Origin of the sequence: Kitasatospora sp. NPDC008050 (assembly GCF_042957465.1) — a bacterium.
Taxonomy (GTDB): domain Bacteria; phylum Actinomycetota; class Actinomycetes; order Streptomycetales; family Streptomycetaceae; genus Kitasatospora.
Map to the genome: position 1 here is coordinate 149,048 of NZ_JBIBIJ010000007.1, position 17,915 is coordinate 166,962.

General features: G+C 72.7%; 12 protein-coding genes. 4 read left to right on the forward strand and 8 right to left on the reverse strand.

From position 1 onward, the window contains the following. Positions 1-158: 158 nt before the first annotated feature. From ACFZB9_RS16275 to ACFZB9_RS16285, 3 genes are all read right to left on the reverse strand, one after another. Positions 159-926, reverse strand: coding sequence for a BTAD domain-containing putative transcriptional regulator (locus ACFZB9_RS16275; protein WP_391447588.1), 768 nt, complete (start codon positions 924-926; stop codon positions 159-161). Further along, on the reverse strand, positions 923-1,711 hold the full coding sequence (locus tag ACFZB9_RS16280; protein ID WP_391447589.1) for a thioesterase II family protein: 789 nt from the start codon (positions 1,709-1,711) through the stop codon (positions 923-925). Before ACFZB9_RS16280 ends, ACFZB9_RS16275 begins: the two co-directional genes overlap by 4 nt. A 464-nt stretch (positions 1,712-2,175) precedes the next feature. Then, positions 2,176-5,229 (reverse strand): amino acid adenylation domain-containing protein, encoded by a 3,054-nt coding sequence (locus ACFZB9_RS16285; protein ID WP_391447591.1) that lies wholly within the window; start codon positions 5,227-5,229, stop codon positions 2,176-2,178. 345 nt (positions 5,230-5,574) lie between these two features. Here ACFZB9_RS16285 and ACFZB9_RS16290 point away from each other — a divergent pair, with 345 nt between their 5' ends. Next, on the forward strand, positions 5,575-6,405 hold the full coding sequence (locus ACFZB9_RS16290) for a hypothetical protein (RefSeq protein WP_391447592.1): 831 nt from the start codon (positions 5,575-5,577) through the stop codon (positions 6,403-6,405). Positions 6,406-6,583: 178 nt separating this feature from the next. Here the strand turns inward: ACFZB9_RS16290 and ACFZB9_RS16295 are convergent, their stop codons facing one another. Beyond that, positions 6,584-6,787 carry a DUF5988 family protein gene (locus ACFZB9_RS16295; RefSeq protein WP_391447594.1) on the reverse strand — a complete coding sequence of 68 codons (204 nt, stop codon included), beginning with the start codon at positions 6,785-6,787 and terminating at the stop codon, positions 6,584-6,586. Positions 6,788-6,833: 46 nt separating this feature from the next. Continuing rightward, positions 6,834-7,847, reverse strand: a complete 1,014-nt coding sequence (locus ACFZB9_RS16300) for a threonine/serine dehydratase (protein WP_391447595.1) — start codon at positions 7,845-7,847, stop codon at positions 6,834-6,836. 687 nt (positions 7,848-8,534) lie between these two features. Here ACFZB9_RS16300 and ACFZB9_RS16305 point away from each other — a divergent pair. Together ACFZB9_RS16305 and ACFZB9_RS16310 are read left to right on the forward strand one after the other, a co-directional pair. Then, positions 8,535-11,423 carry an ATP-binding protein gene (locus ACFZB9_RS16305; protein WP_391447596.1) on the forward strand — a complete coding sequence of 963 codons (2,889 nt, stop codon included), beginning with the start codon at positions 8,535-8,537 and terminating at the stop codon, positions 11,421-11,423. Between the two features lie 102 nt (positions 11,424-11,525). Beyond that, on the forward strand, positions 11,526-13,340 hold the full coding sequence (locus tag ACFZB9_RS16310) for an ABC transporter ATP-binding protein (RefSeq protein ID WP_391447598.1): 1,815 nt from the start codon (positions 11,526-11,528) through the stop codon (positions 13,338-13,340). 161 nt (positions 13,341-13,501) lie between these two features. Here the strand turns inward: ACFZB9_RS16310 and ACFZB9_RS16315 are convergent, their stop codons facing one another. The 3 genes from ACFZB9_RS16315 to ACFZB9_RS16325 all read right to left on the reverse strand — a co-directional run bounded on the left by ACFZB9_RS16315 (position 13,502) and on the right by ACFZB9_RS16325 (position 16,009). Then, positions 13,502-13,711 carry a ferredoxin gene (locus tag ACFZB9_RS16315; RefSeq protein ID WP_391447600.1) on the reverse strand — a complete coding sequence of 70 codons (210 nt, stop codon included), beginning with the start codon at positions 13,709-13,711 and terminating at the stop codon, positions 13,502-13,504. Between the two features lie 17 nt (positions 13,712-13,728). Beyond that, positions 13,729-14,958, reverse strand: a complete 1,230-nt coding sequence (locus ACFZB9_RS16320; protein ID WP_391447602.1) for a cytochrome P450 — start codon at positions 14,956-14,958, stop codon at positions 13,729-13,731. A gap of 334 nt (positions 14,959-15,292) precedes the next feature. Then, positions 15,293-16,009: a TetR/AcrR family transcriptional regulator gene (locus ACFZB9_RS16325; RefSeq protein WP_391447603.1), complete on the reverse strand. Its 717-nt coding sequence runs from the start codon at positions 16,007-16,009 to the stop codon at positions 15,293-15,295. 202 nt (positions 16,010-16,211) lie between these two features. Here ACFZB9_RS16325 and ACFZB9_RS16330 point away from each other — a divergent pair, with 202 nt between their 5' ends. Next, positions 16,212-17,822 carry an MFS transporter gene (locus ACFZB9_RS16330; RefSeq protein WP_391447605.1) on the forward strand — a complete coding sequence of 537 codons (1,611 nt, stop codon included), beginning with the start codon at positions 16,212-16,214 and terminating at the stop codon, positions 17,820-17,822. Positions 17,823-17,915 lie beyond the last annotated feature (93 nt).

A 17,915-nucleotide genomic window follows, 5' to 3' on the forward strand; every position in this document is an offset into this window, starting at 1 on the left:
GCCCCCCGCGGCGGGGGGGGGTGTGCCCCGGCGCGGGGGCGCCCCCCCCCCGGGGGGGGGGGGGCGCCCCCCGGGGGGGGGGCGGGCGCCCCCCCCCCCCCCGGGGGGGGGGGGCCCCCCCCCGGCTCGCCGGGGCACAGCGTCTACAGGACGTCGGGTCAGCCGGCGGCCACCAGCACCCGGTCGTCGGCCGCGAGCACGGCGCGGTGCAACTCCTGGAGCGCCGAGCAGGGTTCGAGGCCCAGCTCGTCGATGAGCGTGCTGCGCGCCGACTGGTACACCTTCAGGGCCTCGGCCCGCCGCTCCGAGCGGTAGAGCGCGACCATCAGCTGCCGGTAGAAGGTCTCGCGCAGCGGGCTCTCGGCGATCAGCGAGAAGAGGTAGCCGACCAACTCGCGGTGGCGGCCCAGCTGCAGCCGGGCGTCCACGTACATCTCCGCGCAGTCCAGGCGTACTTCGGTGAGCCAGGTGGCGAAGCTGCGCAGGATCGGCCCGTCGCCGAGGTCGCCCAGCACCGGGCCGCGCCACAGTGCGAGCCCGCGTTCGAAGCAGTCCACCGCCTCCTCGTGGTTCTGCTCGCGCAGGTGCCGGCGTCCCAGCTCGGTCAGGTCGAGGAAGGCCTGGTGGTCGAGTTCGTCGTTGCGCAGCCGCAGCATGTAGCCGGAGGACCTGGTGACGATCGGGGAGTCCGCCCGGCCGGGGCGGTTGAGGAATTTGCGGAGTTCCGAGATGTACACGTGCAGGCCGGCCGAGGCCCGCCGGGGCAGTTGCTCGCCCCAGAGCTCGTTCATCAACTGGTCGGTGGTGACCACGTGGTCGGAGCGGACCAGCAGTGCGGCCAGCAGGGTCTCCACCTTCTGCGCGCTGAGAAAGGTGGTGGAGTTCCCGTCGATCACCCGCAGGGAGCCGAGGAGTTGGTACTTCACGAGGCGCTCCCCTCAGCCCGGGCGGCGCTTCGGGCGCCGGCCAGGGTGCCGGTGACGAGGTCCACCACCGCCTCCCGGTGGTCCTCCAGGTAGAAGTGGCCGCCGGGGAAGACCCGCAGGGCGAACTCCCCGGCGGTGTGGTCGCGCCAGGCGGCGGCCTGGTCCGCGGAGGTGTGCGGGTCCTGGTCGCCGACCAGCATGGTGATCGGGCAGTCCAGCGGCGCGGTGGGCCGCCAGCGGTGGGTCTCGATCGCCTGGTAGTCGCCGCGGACCGCGGGCAGGATCGCGCAGAGCAGGTCCGGGTCCGACAGCCACTGCGGATCGGTGCCGCCGACCTCGCGCAACTCCCGCACCACACCGGCCTCGTCGCGCAGGTGGACGGTACCCGAGGGCAGCCGGGAGGGGGCCGGGTAGCCGGAGGCGAAGAGCCACCGCGGCTGCCGCCCGTGCCGTTCGCGCAGGAGCTGCGCCACCTCGAAGGCGAGGATCGAGCCCATGCTGTGGCCGAAGAAGGCGAACTCCCCCTCGATCCAGGGCAGCAGCTCGTGGTGGACCTGGTCGGCCAGCTCCGGGATGCTGGTGATGCACTCCTCGCCGCGCCGGTCCTGGCGGCCGGGATACTGCAGGGCCAGGACTTCTATGTCCGGTGCCAGGGCCTGCGAGAACGGGAAGTAGTAGCTTGCCGACCCGCCGGCGTGCGGGAAGAGGACGAGGCGCAGTTCGGCCTCGGGAGCCGGGTGGAAACGGCGGACCCACTCTCCGGCGGACCTGGGAACGGACGTCATCTTCTGCTCCTTCCACGTGAGGGAACCCATCGCGAGCTGCCGCACGGCGCGTTGCTGTTGACGTAGCGTCAAGATGCCTGAGCGGCCGGGGAATGGGGAAGAACGATCCTGTCCAGCGTCACCGCCCGCCGTGGTGGGCGGCTGGTGCGCGGCGAGAACGGTTCGAGTCTATGGAGCCCGTCGCGGCCACCGGTACCCCACTGCGCCCCTAGCCGGGCTTGAGCGGGATTTGAGGTTCACCCCCACAGGGGGCTCCGCGGGCTCCTACCGCGCGCTCGGGGAGTTGGGGTTGGTTAGGGGGGCGGATTGGAGCACCCCGGTGCCCGGATGTCCGACGAGCGGCTATCACGTTCTGTCGCTAGGGGTGTTCGAATCAGCGACCGCCGGGGCGGACAGCAGAACGCCGGCCCGGACGCCCCAGCAGGGGTGTCCGGGCCGACGCGGGGGTACGGCCCTGGCGCGGCTCAGCCGGCGGCGCGCAGGTGCGCGGCCAGCTGGGCCGGCGTCGGGGCGGAGAACAGCTCGGCCAGCTTCACGGCGACCTGGGTGCGCTCCTCCAGCTTCTGCAGCAGCTGCGCGCCGAGCAGTGAATGCCCGCCGTGCGTGAAGAAGTTGGTCTGCGCCGACACGTCGTCGCGGCCCAGCAGCTCGCGGTAGAGCGCGATGACGGTGCGGGTCAGCTCGTCGTCCGGATCCTGCTCCGCCCCGGCGGCGGCCTCCGGGCCCTGGCCGGCGAGGGCCAGCGCCTCCAGGGCGAGGTAGTCGACCTTCTCGTTGGCGTTGGTGGGCAGTGCGTCGACCACGATGAAGTCCTGGGGGATGGCGGAGTTGGGCAGTTCGGTGCGGGCGTGTTCCCACAGCCCGTCGGCGATGTCCGGCCCGGCGGTGGACTCGACGAAGACCACCAGGCGGCCGTCCGCGCTGCGGTCCCCGAGCACCAGCGCCGCGGCCGCCTTCACCTGCGGGTGGCCGAGCACGGCCGCCTCCACCTCACCCAGCTCGATCCGGTTGCCGCGCAGTTTGACCTGCCGGTCGGAGCGCCCGAACACCTCCAGGTTGCCGTCGGCCCGCCAGCGTCCCAGGTCGCCGCTGCGGTAGTAGCGCCCGTGGACGGGGTGTTCGCCGAACCGGGCCTCGTTCAGCTCGGCGCGCTGGTGGTAACCGAGCGAGACGCCGCTGCCCGCGATCCACAGCTCGCCGCGCACGCCCACCGGCAGCTCGCGGCCGTCGGGGGCCACCACCATCACCTGGGTGTTCCAGATCGGCTTTCCGATGTGCGGGCGCTCGCCCAGCTCGCCGCCCAGGATGCCCCAGGTGCACCAGGTGGTGGTCTCGGTGGGTCCGTAGGCGTGGTGCAACTCGCAGCCGGTGGCCAGCAGTTGCTCGGCGAGCGGGATGGGCAGCGGCTCGGCGCCGATCACCACCCGGCGCCCGGCGAGCTCGCCCTTGACCTGGTCGAGCACCAGGCGCCAGGTGGTGGGGGTGGCCTGGACGACGCCCGGCTGGTGGCGGATGAGCAGGTCGAGCAGCACCCGGCCGTCCACCCGGGCCTCGTCCGGTGCGATCACGATCCGGCCGCCCGAGTAGAGGGGCACGTAGTGCTCCAGGTTGGCCATGTCGAAGGCGAAGGTGGTCATCCAGAGCGTGGCGTCCCGCGAGGTCAGGCGCAGCCGCACGGTGTAGTCGGCCGCGATGTTGGAGATCGCGCGGTGCGGCAGCAGCGCGCCCTTGGGGCGGCCGCTGGAGCCGGAGGTGTAGATCAGGTAGGCGGGCGCGGCCGGGTCGATCACCGGGGCGGGCCCGGGGTCGGTGCGGGCGCTGACCGGCAGGCCCACCCGGGTCAGCGGCAGTCGCAGCATCGCGCGGTCGGCGGGCAGCGGCAGCTCGCGGTCGGTGAGGACGACCTTGGCGCCGGAGTCCGTCAGCAGGTAGGCCACCCGCTGGGCCGGGTGCTCGGGGTCGACCGGCAGGTAGGCGGCCCCGGCCAGCCAGACGCCGAGCACGGTGGCGGTCAGCTCGGGGGTGCGGGCCGCGGCGATCGCCACCACGTCGCCCGCCCCGATGCCGGCCTGCCTCAGGGTGTCCCGGGTGGTGACGGCAGCGTGCCACAACTCGCGGTAGTTGACGGTGCGTTCGCCCTGTTCGAGAGCGACGGCCTGCGGGTGGGCCAGCACGTGCGCGTGCACGGCGGCGGGCACGTCGGTGCGTTCGAAGCGCCGGGCGGTGTCGTTGGCGGCCGCGATCACCGCCCGGTCCTGCTCGCTCCAGACCACCAGTTCGCCGATCGGCAGGTCGGCGTCGGCGGCGCAGGAGACCAGCAGGGCGTCGTAACGGGCCAGCAGCGCCTGGACGTCGGCCCGGTCCAGCTTGTCGGTGCCGTAGCGGGCGATGATCCGGATGCCGGTCTCGGAGGAGGCCAGGAAGAACTCCAGGTCGAACTTGCTGTAGCCGTTCTCCACCACCAGCGGCCGGGCCCGGCGGCCGCTGACCGCGAGCTCGCTGGTCAGGCCCAGCTGCGGGAAGTAGTTGAACAGGTGCCGGCAGAGCCGGTTGCGCCAGGACGAGCCGGCCCGCGGCACCAGGTCGGAGATGCTGTCCACCGGCACGTCCGCGTGGCCCAGCGCGCTGAAGTAGGTGTCGCGGGCCCGCCGCACCAGCTGACGGAAGCCCTCGGCGGGGTCGACCGCCACCCGCAGCGGGAGCACGTTGGTGTGGTGCCCCACCGTGCCCGGGGCCTCCTTGGGCCGCACGCTCACCGGTGAGCCGACCGTGATGTCGGGGCCGGCGCCGTGCGCGGCGAGCAGCACGTAGTAGGCGGCCAGCAGGACCACGGCCTCCGGGGCGCGCGCCTCGCGCTGGAGCCGGGCCACCGCCGCCCGCGCCTGGTCGGAGAGCTGGTAGCCGACCTGGTCGCCTTTCAGGGTGGGATCGGCGCCGTCGGCCGCACCGCAGGCCAGGTCGAGCGCCTCCGGGTCGAAGTCCTCCAGCTGCTCGCGCCAGTAGGCCAGGCTCTGCGCCGTCGGCTCGGGCTCGTGGAAGGTGGCGACGGGGGCGAGCAGTTCGGCGGGCACGGCCGCGCCCTCGGCGAGCCGGTCGTAGGCGGCCACCAGCTCCTGGAGCAGCGTGGTGCCGGAGATGATGTCGTAGACCAGGTGGTGGAAGGCCAGGCAGACCACCTGCCCGTCGGGGTGGTGGAAGAGGCCGGCGCGTACCAGCGGCCGTCCGTCGAAGGCGAACCGGCGGGTGACGTAGGGACGCAGCGACAGCTCGATGTCGGCGGTGTCCGGGGTGAACTCGTCGAACTCCTCGATCGGCACCGCGAAGTCCGCCCCCGGCACGACCGCCTTCATCAGCTCGGCGCCGGAGGTGAAGTAGACGGTCCGGAGCACCTCGTGCCGCTGGACGATCACGTCCAGGCTCGCCTGCAGGGCGGCGGTGTCGAGCTTGCCTTCGACCTGGAACGCCAGCGACAGGTTGTTCGCGGCCGCCTCCGGGACCAGGCGCTCCAGCAGCCACATGGCTTCTTCCTTGCGCGTCGCCGCCAAAAGATCACGCGTGGATCGGCCGGCGGGTGCGGCGCCGGATTTCGCTGCGGGTCCCATGGGATCCTCCCTTGCGGTGTGGGCGTGAGCGTATTTCCCCGTGCTGAGGTATTTCAGGGCCGAGGTACGACAGGGCTGACGTATTCCGGGCCGACCTTACAAGTGCCGCATTGCGGCTCGGTACCCCTAACCGTTCCTCCCATCGAATTCTGCGGCCCGGCGGCGGGCTAGGGGGTCTTTAGGGGTATTAGGGGGCTGTCGCGACCGGGCGGCAATTCTAGAATTCCAGCAGGATTATTGGCTCATGACCAAGGAGTGGTGATGGCGGAGTCCGGCTCGTGGCAGACCCTGGTGGACGGCGGTGAATCCGGCGAGATCGTTCTCGCGGTGGATTTCGACACCACCGGCCGTCCGGAGGCGCGCTTTTCCGATCTGGTGGCCAATCTGCAGACCGACTTCGGGGTCTGGGAGAGCTCCCCGCCGCCCGGCGGCGGCGCCCGGGCGCGCACCGGCGCCGACTACATCGCGCACTGGGCCGAGCCGCTGGCCGCCGAGCGCCCGAAGATCAAGGCGGTGCTGGGCTTCTGCGCCGGCTCGGTCTACGCGGCCGCGCTGGTCGAGCGGATCGCGAGCTGGCAGCAGGAGCGGCCGCTGCTGGTGATCTTCGACCCGGAGGTCTCGGCCGCCCAGACGCTGATGTGGCAGTACCACAAGGTGGTCGGCTTCATGGCCTCGGTGATCTCCGACGAGGACGTGGCCACCGCCCGCAAGGCCGGCGCGGAACTGCACGACCGCACCCCGGAGATCGGCGCGCTCAAGGACGGGCTGATCGCACTGATCCGCGAGATCGGCGAACCGGCCTTCACCCGGGTCGGGCTGGACGAGGCGCGGCGCGAGGAACTGTTCTCGGTCTTCGAGTCCTTTCTGTGCTATCTGGCGGCGGCCGCCGACATCGACCCGCTGGACCTGTGGCACGACGCGGTGGCCTTCAGCTCGGCCAGCCCGCTGAGCGGATTGCGGGCGATGCGTGCGGCCGGGGTCGGCGGCGAGCGGCTGGCGGTTTCCCGGGAGATCGAGATCGATGTCGAGCACGGCGTGATGCTGGCCGACAAGGAACTCGCGGCGGCGGTCTCCGCCCTGCTGAACGGTTAGCCGAAAAAGCCGCGGAAGGCGGGCCCCGGCCGGGATGTCCGGCCGGGGCCCTTTCTGTTGGAGAACGCATGGGAGAATGCATTGTCCGGATAACATGGGGCCCGGATAACCATTGGGGGTCCGGATAACCGTTGGGGCCCGGCCGAATATCCGGCCGGGCCCCGTGGTCATCCGCGTCTCATTCCGCGACCGCGGTGCGGGCCGTCCACTCGAAGACCGCCGTCTGCTCGCCGTCCAGCCAGACGAAGGCGCCGCTGTGGCGGAAGTGCTCGTAGCCTCCGTAGCGGTGGTACTTGATGGCTTCGTGGAGCGAGTCGGTGCGGCGGATCCGGTCCTGGTCGTCGATCGCGACGGGGCCGCCGACCAGCACAGCCTTGAACATGGCCACGGGAAACCTCCGGTCTGGTGAAACGGGCGTCAAACGGGCGTCATTGGGCGGCGTACTCGGTCAGCAGGGCGGCCACCAGGCGCTCCTCGACGTTGCCGCCGGAGAGCAGCACCCCGATGTTGCGGCCCTGCCAGCGCGGGGCGACCGCGAGCCGCAGCGCCGCCGCCAGCGCGGTGGCGGCGGCCGGCTCGATGAGCAGGCGGGTGTGGGTGAGTGCCACGCACATCGTCTCGGCGATCTCCGCCTCGTCCACGGTGAGCACCTCGGTCAGTGCTTCGCGGCAGGTGTCGAAGGGCAGTTGACCGATCCGGTCGGGGCGCAGCCCGTCCGCGATGGTGGAGCCCACCGGGACGTTCACCGGCTCGCCGTGGCGCAGTGCCTCGGTCAGCGCGGGCACCGCCGAGGGCTCGGCCGCGATCACCGCGACCCGCTCGCCCGCGGCCGCCAGGCAGGCGCCGGCCACGGCGCTGCCGCCGCCCACCGGCAGCACCACCGCGTCCAGCCGCTGCCCTTCGGCCCGGACCTGCTCCAGGAGCTCGGCGGTGGCGGTGCCCTGGCCCGCGACCACGTCGCGGTTCTGGTACGGGTCCACCACGTCGTAGCCGCGCAGGTCGCGCAGATCCTCGACGACGGCGATCCGTTCGGCCAGCACGGTGCCGGCCAGCACCACCTCGGCGCCGGCCTCGCGGATCCGGCGGATCTTGGTCGGCGCGGCGTCCTCGGGCAGCACCAGGGTGGCCGGGACGCCGAGTTCGCGGGCGGCCAGGGCGACGGCGATGGCGTGGTTGCCGGTGCTCTGCGCCACCATGCCCACGCTGCCGCCCGCCACCAGGCGTTCGACCGCGAGGAGTGCGCCGCGCACCTTGAACGAGCCGCCGCGCTGCAGGTTCTCGGCCTTGAGCCAGAGCCGTGCTCCGGCCCGGCGGTCCAGCTCGTCACTGCGCACCACCGGGGTGCGCCGCACGCGTCCGGTCAGCCGTTCCTTGGCCTCCAGCACGTCGCTGCGGGTCAGCGGATGGTCGGCGACGGCAACGCTCGCGTTGGTCTCAGGCATCGAACCTCACTTCGCTCGCATGGGCGGGCCAGGTTTGTGACCACGGTGTGGTCACCGGGTGTCCAGGCACATCTGGCACAGGCACATACGGAGATACCTGCGGCACGGGATTCAGAATGGGCACCGGGTCTAAAGCCCGCCCAACCCCGGGCTTCGGGCCGAGCCGAAGTGTGAGGTTGACTATTTTTCACGGACAGTCATACATTCGAGACGATCCTGATCGCGATGGGCCGCTCCCGGCGGTCCGGAGGAGGCGCGATGCCCAGAGCCCCGACAGGTCACGCCCGGCGCCTTCAGTCGCGGCGGGGCGCGAGGGTCAGGAGTTGGGTCAGGAATCAAGGGGGAGCGGTTCTCGCGCCGGTCGGCGGTGCGGGGGCCGACCGGGGCCGGTCGGCGGTCTCGGCGTGAACCACCTCAACCCTGTGGGCCGTTCCCGACGGTAGGGCGTTCCCTGTCGGTACTCGGCAGGAGCGGAAGCCCGAACGGCCGGACGGCAAATCCCCGGCGAACACCCGGGTTCTCGGAACAGCACGTGCACGGCGATTCGCCGGCCTTGGGAATGATTTTGCCAGGGCCGGGCAAGGAGCCCGCCGCGGGGCGGCCCGGAACTGCTGCGGGGCGGGATTTCGCACGACACGGAACCAGTGCGGCGAGCTGGTGTCAGTTGCCTGTGACGTAGGGGGAATTGTGACGATCACACTTGTCGAGCGCGAAAACGAGCTCGCTTCCTTAGATGCGCTCCTGCGCGCCAGCATGCTCGGCAGATGCCGGGTCGCCCTGGTGAGCGGGGCGGTCGGCAGCGGCAGAACCGAGCTGCTGCACACCTTCGCGGAGAGCGCGATGGACCAGGGCGCGGTGGTGCTCACCGCGCTCGCCTCGGAGGGCACCCGCTCGGCCCCGATGGGCGTGCTGAGCCAGCTGCTCCGCTCGGCGCGCTGCGCGCCGCAGCGCGCCGAGTCGATCTCCGCGGTGCTGGCGGCGGTGACCGCCGGCACCGCCGGCGAGGCGGGCGGCGAAGTCCTGGCCGAAGAGACGGTGTTGGAGAGCCTGCACGCCGGAATCGCCCAGGTGGCCGCCGACCACCCGGTGGTGATCGCGGTCGACGACATGCAGGAGGCGGACGCGGCCTCGCTGGACAGCCTGCTCTACCTGATGCGGCGGCTGCGGTACTCCCGGGTGCTCTTCGTGCTGAACGAGTCGGAGCACAAGCAGCGCCGCAACCCGCTCTTCCGGGTCGAGCTGCTGCGCCAGCCGGGCTTCCGGCGGATCCGGCTCGGCCCGCTGTCGGTGGCCGGGGTGCAGCGCCTGCTCGCCCCGGAGCTGGGCGGTGAGCGGGCCGCCGGCTGGGCGGCCCGCTACCACGCGGTCAGCGGCGGGAACCCGCTGCTGGTGCGGGCGCTGCTGGACGACAGCCAGATGGCCATGACGGTCACCGGCGACGAACCGGCGGGCGGCGCACTGGAGGTGGGCGACTCCTACGGTCAGGCGGTGCTGGCCTGCCTGCACCGCGGCAGCCCGACCATGCTCGCGGTCGCCCGCGCGCTGGCGGTGTTGGACGGCCCCGGCGACCCCGAGACGGTGGAGCGGCTGCTCGACCTGGACGCCCGCACCATCGCCCAGGCCATCGAGGACCTGGTGGTGGCCGGCTTCGTGGCCGACGGCGGCTTCCGCCACCCGCGGGCCGGCGCCGCCGTGCTGAGCGACCTGCCCGCCGACCAGCGTGCCGAGCTGCACCGCTCGGCCGCCCGCCTGCTGCACACCATGGGCGCCTCGGCCACCAGCATCGCCCACCACCTGCTGGCCGCGGGCCGGATCCGCGAGCCGTGGGTGGCGGAGATCCTGCGGGCCGCGGCCGGCCGGGCACTGCGCGAGGACCAGGCCGAACTCTCCATCGAGTTCCTGGGGCTGGCCACCCGGGTGGCCGCCAGCGAGGAGGAGCGGCTGGAGACGGCGATCCTGCTGCTCCAGGCCGAATGGCGGGTCAACCCGGCGCTGTCGGTGCGTCACCTGGGCCCGCTGGCGCAGGCCTACCGCGAGGGCAGGCTGCCGGGCTGCCAGGCGATCGTGCTGGCGAAGACGATGCTCTGGCACGGCCGGCTGGACGAGGCCGTCGAGCTGCTGGAGCGCCTGAGCCAGGACAGCGAGCACGGCCCCGAAGCCGCCGCGCAGCTGGGCAGCCTGAGCTACTGGCTGCGCACCAGCTATCCGGGCCTGCTGGAGCGCCTGGCGGCCGCGCCGACCGCGGGCAAGGCGCGGGCCAGCCTGTCGAGCTTCCAGTCGCGGGCCGCGATCCTGCTCTCCGCCGTGCTGACCGGCGGCGGGGACCGGGTGACGGTCAGCCGGGCCGAACAGATCCTGCAGGCCTCGGTGCTCGACGACACCAGCATGGAGTCGATCGAGGCTGCGCTGCTCACCCTGCTCTACGCGGACCAGCCGGGCCGGGCGGCCGCCTGGTGCGACTCGCTGCTCGCCGAGGCCACCGCCCGGCAGATCCCGACCTGGACCGCCGTGCTCTGCGCGATCCGGGCCGAGGCGGCGATCCGGCAGGGCGACCTGCCCGCGGCCGAGCGGCACGGGCAGCTCGCGCTGCGCCGGCTCACCCCGCGCAGCTGGGGGTTGGCGCTGGGCGCACCACTGGCCAGCCTGGTGCTGGCCAAGACCGCGATGGGCAAGCACGAGGAGGCTGCCGAGCTGATCAGCCACCCGATCCCGCCGGGCATGCTGGACAGCCGCTACGGCCTGCACTACCTCTACGCCCGCGGTCGGCACCACCTGGCCTGCGAGCGCTTCGACGCCGCCGTCGCGGACTTCCTGACCTGTGGCGACCTGATGGGCCGCTGGGGCATCGACCAGCCGGCGCTGATCCCCTGGCGCTCGGCGGCCGCCACCGCCCTGCTGCGGCTGGGCGAGCGCGAGCAGGCCGAGCGGCTGGCGGAGGAGCAGCTGATCCAGGTCGGCGAGGAGCGCTCGCGGACCCGCGGCATCACGCTGCGCGCGCTGGCCGAGGCCGGCGGCCCCGGCAGTAGACGCCCGGCGCTGCTCAGAGAGGCGGTGACCAATCTGCAGGCCGGCGGCGATCAGCTTGAACTCGCCCATGCGCTCGCCGAGTTGGGCCTGGCCCACCGGGCGCTCGGCGAGGCGGACCGGTTCCGCGCACTGGCCGAGCAGGCGCTGCGGCTGGCCGACGAGTGCGCGTGCGAGCCGCTGCGCGAGCTGCTGCTGCACGGGCTGAAGGAGACGCCGGGCGAGCCGGGCGGGCCGTACGGGGCCGTACGGCACGAGGCCGGGCACGGCGGTGCCGCCATGCTGAGCGATGCCGAACTGCGGGTCGCGGCGCTGGCCTCGCTCGGCTTCACCAACCGGGAGATCGCCAGCCGGCTCTACGTCACCGTCAGCACCGTGGAGCAGCATCTGACCCGGGTGTACCGCAAGTTGAAGGTCGGACGGCGGGCCGATCTGCCCACCGACCTGCAGATTCCGCTGCCCCGGTCGGGGTCGCCCGAGCCGGTGGGGCGGGTGGTGGTGGCCTATCGGAGCAAGGTCGAGCTGAACAGCGGCCACCGCGAAGTCGGTTAGAGCCGGTCCGATCCCGGCCGTCGGACTCCTGGCCACCCTTGACCTGTGGTTGACTGGAGTTCATATCTGGTCATGTGAAATCAGCGAACCGACGGAGGTCCGATGATTGAGGTTCGTGGGCTCAGCAAGCGCTTCGGTGAGATCACCGCGGTCGACGACCTGACCTTCACCGTGCGCCCCGGCGAGGTGACCGGCTTCCTCGGGCCCAACGGCGCGGGGAAGACCACCACGCTGCGGATGGTCCTGGGGCTCGACGCCCCCAGCGCCGGCACCGTGACCTTCGACGGTCGGCCCTTCGCCGAACTGCCCGCCCCGCTGCGCCAGGTCGGTGCCCTGCTGGACGCCCGCGCGGTGCACCCCAGCCGGACCGCCGCCCAGCACCTGCTGGTGCTGGCGCACAGCAACGGCATCGACCCGGCGCGGGTGCCCGCGGTGCTGGAGCTGGTGGGCCTGCGGCAGGCCGGCCACCGGCGGGCCGCGGACTTCTCACTCGGCATGCTGCAGCGCCTGGGCCTGGCCGCCGCGCTGCTCGGCGACCCGCCGGTGCTGGTGCTGGACGAGCCGCTGAACGGTCTCGACCCCGAGGGGATCGTCTGGTTCCGCGGCCTGATGCGGCAGTTGGCCGCCGAGGGGCGCACCGTCCTGGTCTCCAGCCACCTGATGGCGGAGATGGCCCTGACCGCCGACCACCTGCTGGTGATCGGTGGCGGGCGGCTGCTCGCCGACACCAGCGTCACCGCCTTCGTCGACGCCACCGCGCACAGCGACACGGTGGTGCGCACTCCCGGCGCGCAGGCGTTCGCCGGCGAGCTGACCGACGCCGGCGCGACGGTGCGCCTGCTGCCGGACGGCGCGCTCGCGGTCACCGGCCTGGACGGCGCCCGGATCGGCAAGCTGGCTGCCGCCCTCGGCCTGGAGCTCCACGAACTCGCCACCCGGCGGCGCTCGTTGGAGGAGGCTTTCATGGAGCTGACGGCCGGCACCGGGCAGCCGGAGCCCGCGCCCCTGGCGGCCGGCCGGCCACCGGTCCCGGCGCGGGTCGAGCGGCAGCCGGCGCCGGTCCCCCGGTCCGGGTGGCGCTCCCGCCGGCTGGGGAGGCTGAGCCCGTTCGACCGAGGCCGCCCGTTCACCGAGCACCGTCCCGGCTTCGGCGACCTGCTGCGCTCGGAGTGGGTCAAGCTGCACACCACCCGCTCCAGCCGCTACCTGGCGCTCGGCTCGGTGGTCGCCGGGGCCGGGCTCGCCGTGCTCACCAGCAACTCCGCCGGCGAGCAGTACGGCGCGCTGTCCGCCACCGACCGGCTCGCCTTCGACCCCACCGAGATCAGCCTGCGCGGCCACCTGGTCGCCCAGGTGACCATGGGCCTGCTGGGCGCGCTCGCCTTCACCTCCGAGTACAGCACCGGCACCCTGACCACCAGCCTGACCGCGGTGCCCGACCGCGGCCGGCTGCTGGGCGCCAAGGCGGTGGTGCTCGGCGCGGCGGCGCTGCCGGTGGGCCTGACCACCACGGTGGGCGGCTTCCTGGGGGGCCAGGCCATGCTGGCCCGCCAGGGTGCGCCGCACACCGCGCTGAGCGATCCGGCGGCGCTGCGCGCCGTGGTCGGCGGTGGCGCCTACCTGGCCGGCGCCGGGCTGCTGGGCCTGGGCCTGGGCGGACTGCTGCGCAACACCTCGGGCGCCGCGAGTGCGCTGTTCGGCGGCATGCTGATCGTGCCCGCCTTCTCGCCCGCGCTGCCGGGGCCGCTGCCGCGCTGGGTGGCCGCCTACTGGCCGACCAGGGCGGGCGCGCAGGTGATGGCGGTGCGCCGGGATCCGGCGCTGCTGGGCCCCGCCGCCGGGCTCGGCGTGCTGGGGGCCACGGCCGCCGGTGTGCTGGGCGCCGCGTACGTCGTCTTCCGCACCCGGGACGCCTGAGCGAGCACCGCAGGACAGCACAGGACACAGAACGGCCCGACCGCTGAGGGGGTGTCAGCTGGTCGGGCCGCTGCCTTTCAGCCGGTCGGCGGCTGAAAGAGACGCGGTCCCCGGTGCGTTGGCGAGCCGGGCACCGCGTCTGCTTCGAAGCGGCGCGCCCGTCAGTCGGGCTCGCCGGTGGTGATGACACCCGCGGGACAGAGCAGCGCCGCCTCGCGGGCGGCCGCTCTCTCCGGTGCGGAGCGCGCCTGCCGGAGCAGCACGACCAGGCCGTCGTCGCCCTGGTCGAACAGCTCCGGAGCGGTCCGCAGGCACTGAGCCGCCCCCTGGCACAGGCCTTGGTCCACGCTGATCTCCACATCGGCCTCCATGGCGCTCTCCCCGTCCGTCACCAGGTGGCCGGCAGCGAGGTCAGGGTCTGCACCCCGCCGGCCGGGGACATCTCCAACTGCTCGGCCGGCACCGCCAGACGCAGACCGGGCAGCCGGGCGAACAGGGTCCGGAAGCCGACCTCCAGCACCAGGCGGGACATGTTCTGGCCGATGCAGTTGTGCACGCCGTGACCGAAGGCCAGGTGGGTGCGGGCCGAGCGGCCCACGTCGAAGGTGTCGGGGTCGGCGAAGACCTGCGGGTCGCGGTTGACCAGCAGGTTGGGGATGATCACGCCCTCGCCGGCGCGGATCACCACGCCACCGATCTCGATGTCCTCCTTGGCGCCGCGCCGGGTGCCCATGTCGGCCACCGAGGTGTAGCGCAGCACCTCCTCCACCGCGTTGCCCCACAGCGTCGGGTCGGCCTGCACCCGGGCCAGCTGCTCGGGGTGCTCCAGCAGCGTGACGATCCCGCTGCCCAGCGTCGAGGAGGTGGTCTCCTGCGCGGCCACCAGCAGCACCAGCGCCATGGCGATCAGGTCGTGGTGCTCCAGCGTGCCGGTGGCGACCCGCTCGGTGGCCAGCAGCGAGAGCAGGCCGTCCTGCGGGTCGCTCGTCAGCTTGGTGATCCGGGCGTCCAGGTAGCCCCAGGTCCGGCCGAGGACCTGCTGGATCTCCTCGCCGGTCATGGTGCCGCGTTCCTGGGTGATCTTGCGGGTCATCTCCTGGAAGAACTCGTGGTCCTCGTAGGGGATGTCGAGCAGGTGGCAGATCACCATCGAGGGGACGTGCACCGCGAACTCGGCGACCAGGTCGACGGTCGGGCCCTTGCCGACGATGGTGTCCAGCCGGTCGTCGACGATCTGCTGGACCAGCGGGCGCATCTCCTGGATCCGCCGGGCGGTGAAGGCGGGGATCAGCATCCGGCGGTGCACGTCGTGCTCCGGCGGGTCCAGCTCGGTGATGGTGCGGAACGGGCGGTGCGCCTTCTCCGCGGGGCTGATGGCCGGGAAGCCGGGGTTGAGCTTGTCCGAGGAGAGCCGGTGGTCGGCCAGCAGCTGGCGCGCCTGCGCATGGCCGGAGACCACCCAGGCCTCGGTGCCGTCGAAGAGGGTGACCCGCTGCAGCGGCGTCTGCTTCTCGCGCAGCTCCGTGTAGCCCTGGGGCAGGGCGTACGGACAGGTACGGGGCATCGGGAAGGCAGGGGCCGCGGAGGTGCTCTCGGAGGTGGTCGTGGTGTCCGGCATCTGTCACGTTCTCCCTAGGTCGTGGCGGGCCCTGCGGGCGGCGGTGGCCGGGGTGGTGGCGCGTGGCGCCGGTCGGCCGCGCCGGCAGGGCGGGCGCCGTGTGATGGGCTGGGACAGCTGGACGGCCCGGCGCAGGCCCCGTGGGCCGCGGCCCGAAGGCCGGCTGGGGGAGTGGGCCGGACCGGACCCGCGCGGCTGCTGCTCGTGCGCGAGTGGTCCCGCGACGAGCTTGGTCCGCCCCCTCACCCGCGACAACCCCAGCGGCACCCCAGAGAAGCACCCCTATTCGGCATCCTCCGGCACACCCCCGGCACGCCACCGGCGCACCGAACGGTCAGTAGGAGCGCTGCAGTTGCTCGCGATGGCTCTGCGCCATCTCGGCGAACATCGCGATCACCTGGCCGTTCAGGGCGGTCAGTGCCTCCTCGGTCAGCGGCACGTCGGTCTCCAGCGCGCGGCGCAGCACGTCCGCGAGCAGGTCCGCGCGCTGGTCGGCGCTCAGCCCGTCGTCCTCGCCGAGCTCGTCCACGGTCAGGAAGCCGCGGGTGACGTTGACCAGGATGTAGCCGGCCGCCTCGGGGGTCAGGCCGGGGCGCAGCGCGCCCTGCTCGCTCAGCAGCAGCATGTAGTCGGCGTTCTCCGCCAGCTCCTGCTGGGCCGAGCGGACCGTCTCGTCGCCGGCCAGGTTGCCCAGGACGGTCGGGTCGCTCAGCAACAGCGCCTTGACCAGCGGGCGTTGGGTGATCTCCAGGAAGATCGTCCGCATCAGGCGGTGCGGCAGCGCCATCTGCGGTTCCTTGGCCAGGCTGTCCAGCAGGTGGTCGAAGAGCCGCAGCGCCTCGCGCTGCAGGACCGCCCAGAACAGCGCCTCACGAGTCTTCCAGTGCAGGTATACCGTGCCCTTGCCGACCCCGGCCCGACCGGCGACGTCGTCGATCGTGACCTTCCGGTAACCGTGCGCCATCAGCAGGTCGGCGGTGATGTCCAGGATCCGCTCCGCGCGCAGCTGACGTGCACTGGAGCCGGCCGGGAGTCTGCTCGGGTTGCTCATGTTTCTCACTGTAGAACCAACTTTCAAACTTGGTCAACGATGCGGTGACGTGTGCGGGGAGTGGGCAGGGCTGCCCGTTCCTGCTGTTGACCAATTTTGAAATCCAGTCATATGCTGGATCCAGTGAATCGGCCGCCGTGTGCTCCCCGAGCCGCTGTGTGCTCCCCGCGCCGGCGTGCGCTCTCTGAATCGGAGACAGCAGATGCCCAAGAAGACGCCTGACCCGCAGGCGAGCCCGACCCCGCCGCGAGCCCACGGCAAGTGGTGGGCGCTGGCCGCCCTCACCCTGAGCGTGCTCGTGGTCGGCCTGGACAGCTTCATCCTGTACACCGCCCTGCCCACCCTCTCCACCGCCCTGCACGCCTCCACCACCCAACTCCAGTGGATCCAGGCCGCGTACACGCTCGCCTGGGCCGGACTCCTGCTGCCGATCGGCAAGCTGGGCGACAAGGTCGGGCGCCGCAAGATGGTGCTCGGCGGCCTGGTGGTCTTCGGCGTCTCCTCGGTGATCGCCAGCCAGGTGACCAGCGCCGGCGCGCTGATCGCCATGCGCGCCGTGATGGGCGCGGGCGCCGCGGTCATCATGCCGATGGTGATGGCGATCCTCCCCTCGCTCTTCCCCGAGGCGGCCGCCCGCCGCAAGGCCGTCTCGGCCGTGACCGTCGGTGCGATCCTCGGGCTGCCGCTCGGGCCGCTGCTGGCCGGCTGGCTGCTCACCTCCTTCAGCTGGGGCTCGGTCTTCCTGATCAACGGACCGGTGGTGCTGCTCAGCCTGATCGGCGTCGCGGTCCTGGTGCCGGAGAGCAAGGACCCCGGCGCCTCGCGGCTGGACTGGCCCGGTGCGCTGCTCTCCGCGATCGGCGTGATGGGCGTGGTCTACGGGATCATCGAGCAGCCCACCTACGGGTGGGGCGGCCGGACCCTGGTGCCGCTGCTCGGCGGCCTGCTCTTCATCGCCGCCTTCCTGCTCTGGCAGCGGCGCTCCAGCGCGCCGCTGGTGGACCTGCGGCTGTTCGTCAACCGCACCTTCACCTGGGGCACCGTCGCCTTCGCGGTGATCAGCTTCGCCCAGGCCGGCATCCTCTTCGTGGTCAGCCCCTTCCTGCAGGTGGTCCAGGGCAACGACGCGCAGGGCACCGGGCTGCGGCTGCTGCCGATGATCGCCGCGCTGCTGTGCGGTGCCGGGATCAGCGACGCCAAGGCCGCGCGGTTCGGCGCGAAGTTCGTGATCCCGGTGGGCATGGTGGTCAGCGCCGGCGGGCTGGCGATGTTCACGATGATCCACCCCGACAGCGGCTACGGCATCGTGGCGCTCGCGCTGGTGGTCTTCGGCTTCGGCCTGGGCCTGGGCCTGCCGCTGGCCGCGGACACCGTGCTGGACGCGCTCGCCCCCAGCCAGGCCGGCATGGGCAACGCGCTCTCCCGGACCATGCAGAGCGTGGGGATCTCGCTCGGCTCGGCGATCCTGGGCAGCGTGCTCAACAGCGCCTACCGGGGCACGGTCGGCTCGGCCGTGGCCGGGCTGCCGGGTGAGGCCCAGAACGCGGCCCGCTCCAGCGTGGAGGGCGCCCACGGCGTGGCGACCCAGCTGCCCGGCGCGGCCGGCCGCGCGCTGACCCAGGCCGCCGACCACGCCTACATCCACGGCATGGGCCAGGCCGCCGTCACCACCTCGGTGCTGCTGGTGGTCGGCGCGGTCCTCGTCCTCATGCTGCTGCCCAAGGGACACGGCGGGCACGTGGTGGACCTGGAGGAGCTGCCGGAGGAGTCCCACGCCCCGCTCGCGGGGCAGCCGCTGAGCTCGCAGGGCTGAGCCCTGCGGGGCCGGCGCAGGAGAGACGGCCGAAGGGCCGGTCCACGGTGTCGAACAGGCACCGCGGGCCGGCCCTTCGGCCTTCGGGCCGAC

What these genes read in the sequence shown, in the direction of transcription:
- ACFZB9_RS16310 (WP_391447598.1), top strand. Translation starts at nt 11,526, where the DNA reads ATGATTGAGGTTCGTGGGCTCAGCAAGCGCTTCGGTGAGATCACCGCG.
- ACFZB9_RS16295 (WP_391447594.1), bottom strand. Translation starts at nt 6,787, where the DNA reads ATGTTCAAGGCTGTGCTGGTCGGCGGCCCCGTCGCGATCGACGACCAG.
- ACFZB9_RS16320 (WP_391447602.1), bottom strand. Translation starts at nt 14,958, where the DNA reads ATGCCGGACACCACGACCACCTCCGAGAGCACCTCCGCGGCCCCTGCC.
- ACFZB9_RS16330 (WP_391447605.1), top strand. Translation starts at nt 16,212, where the DNA reads ATGCCCAAGAAGACGCCTGACCCGCAGGCGAGCCCGACCCCGCCGCGA.
- ACFZB9_RS16285 (WP_391447591.1), bottom strand. Translation starts at nt 5,229, where the DNA reads ATGTGGCTGCTGGAGCGCCTGGTCCCGGAGGCGGCCGCGAACAACCTG.
- ACFZB9_RS16315 (WP_391447600.1), bottom strand. Translation starts at nt 13,711, where the DNA reads ATGGAGGCCGATGTGGAGATCAGCGTGGACCAAGGCCTGTGCCAGGGG.
- ACFZB9_RS16280 (WP_391447589.1), bottom strand. Translation starts at nt 1,711, where the DNA reads ATGACGTCCGTTCCCAGGTCCGCCGGAGAGTGGGTCCGCCGTTTCCAC.
- ACFZB9_RS16300 (WP_391447595.1), bottom strand. Translation starts at nt 7,847, where the DNA reads ATGCCTGAGACCAACGCGAGCGTTGCCGTCGCCGACCATCCGCTGACC.
- ACFZB9_RS16290 (WP_391447592.1), top strand. Translation starts at nt 5,575, where the DNA reads ATGGCGGAGTCCGGCTCGTGGCAGACCCTGGTGGACGGCGGTGAATCC.
- ACFZB9_RS16325 (WP_391447603.1), bottom strand. Translation starts at nt 16,009, where the DNA reads ATGAGCAACCCGAGCAGACTCCCGGCCGGCTCCAGTGCACGTCAGCTG.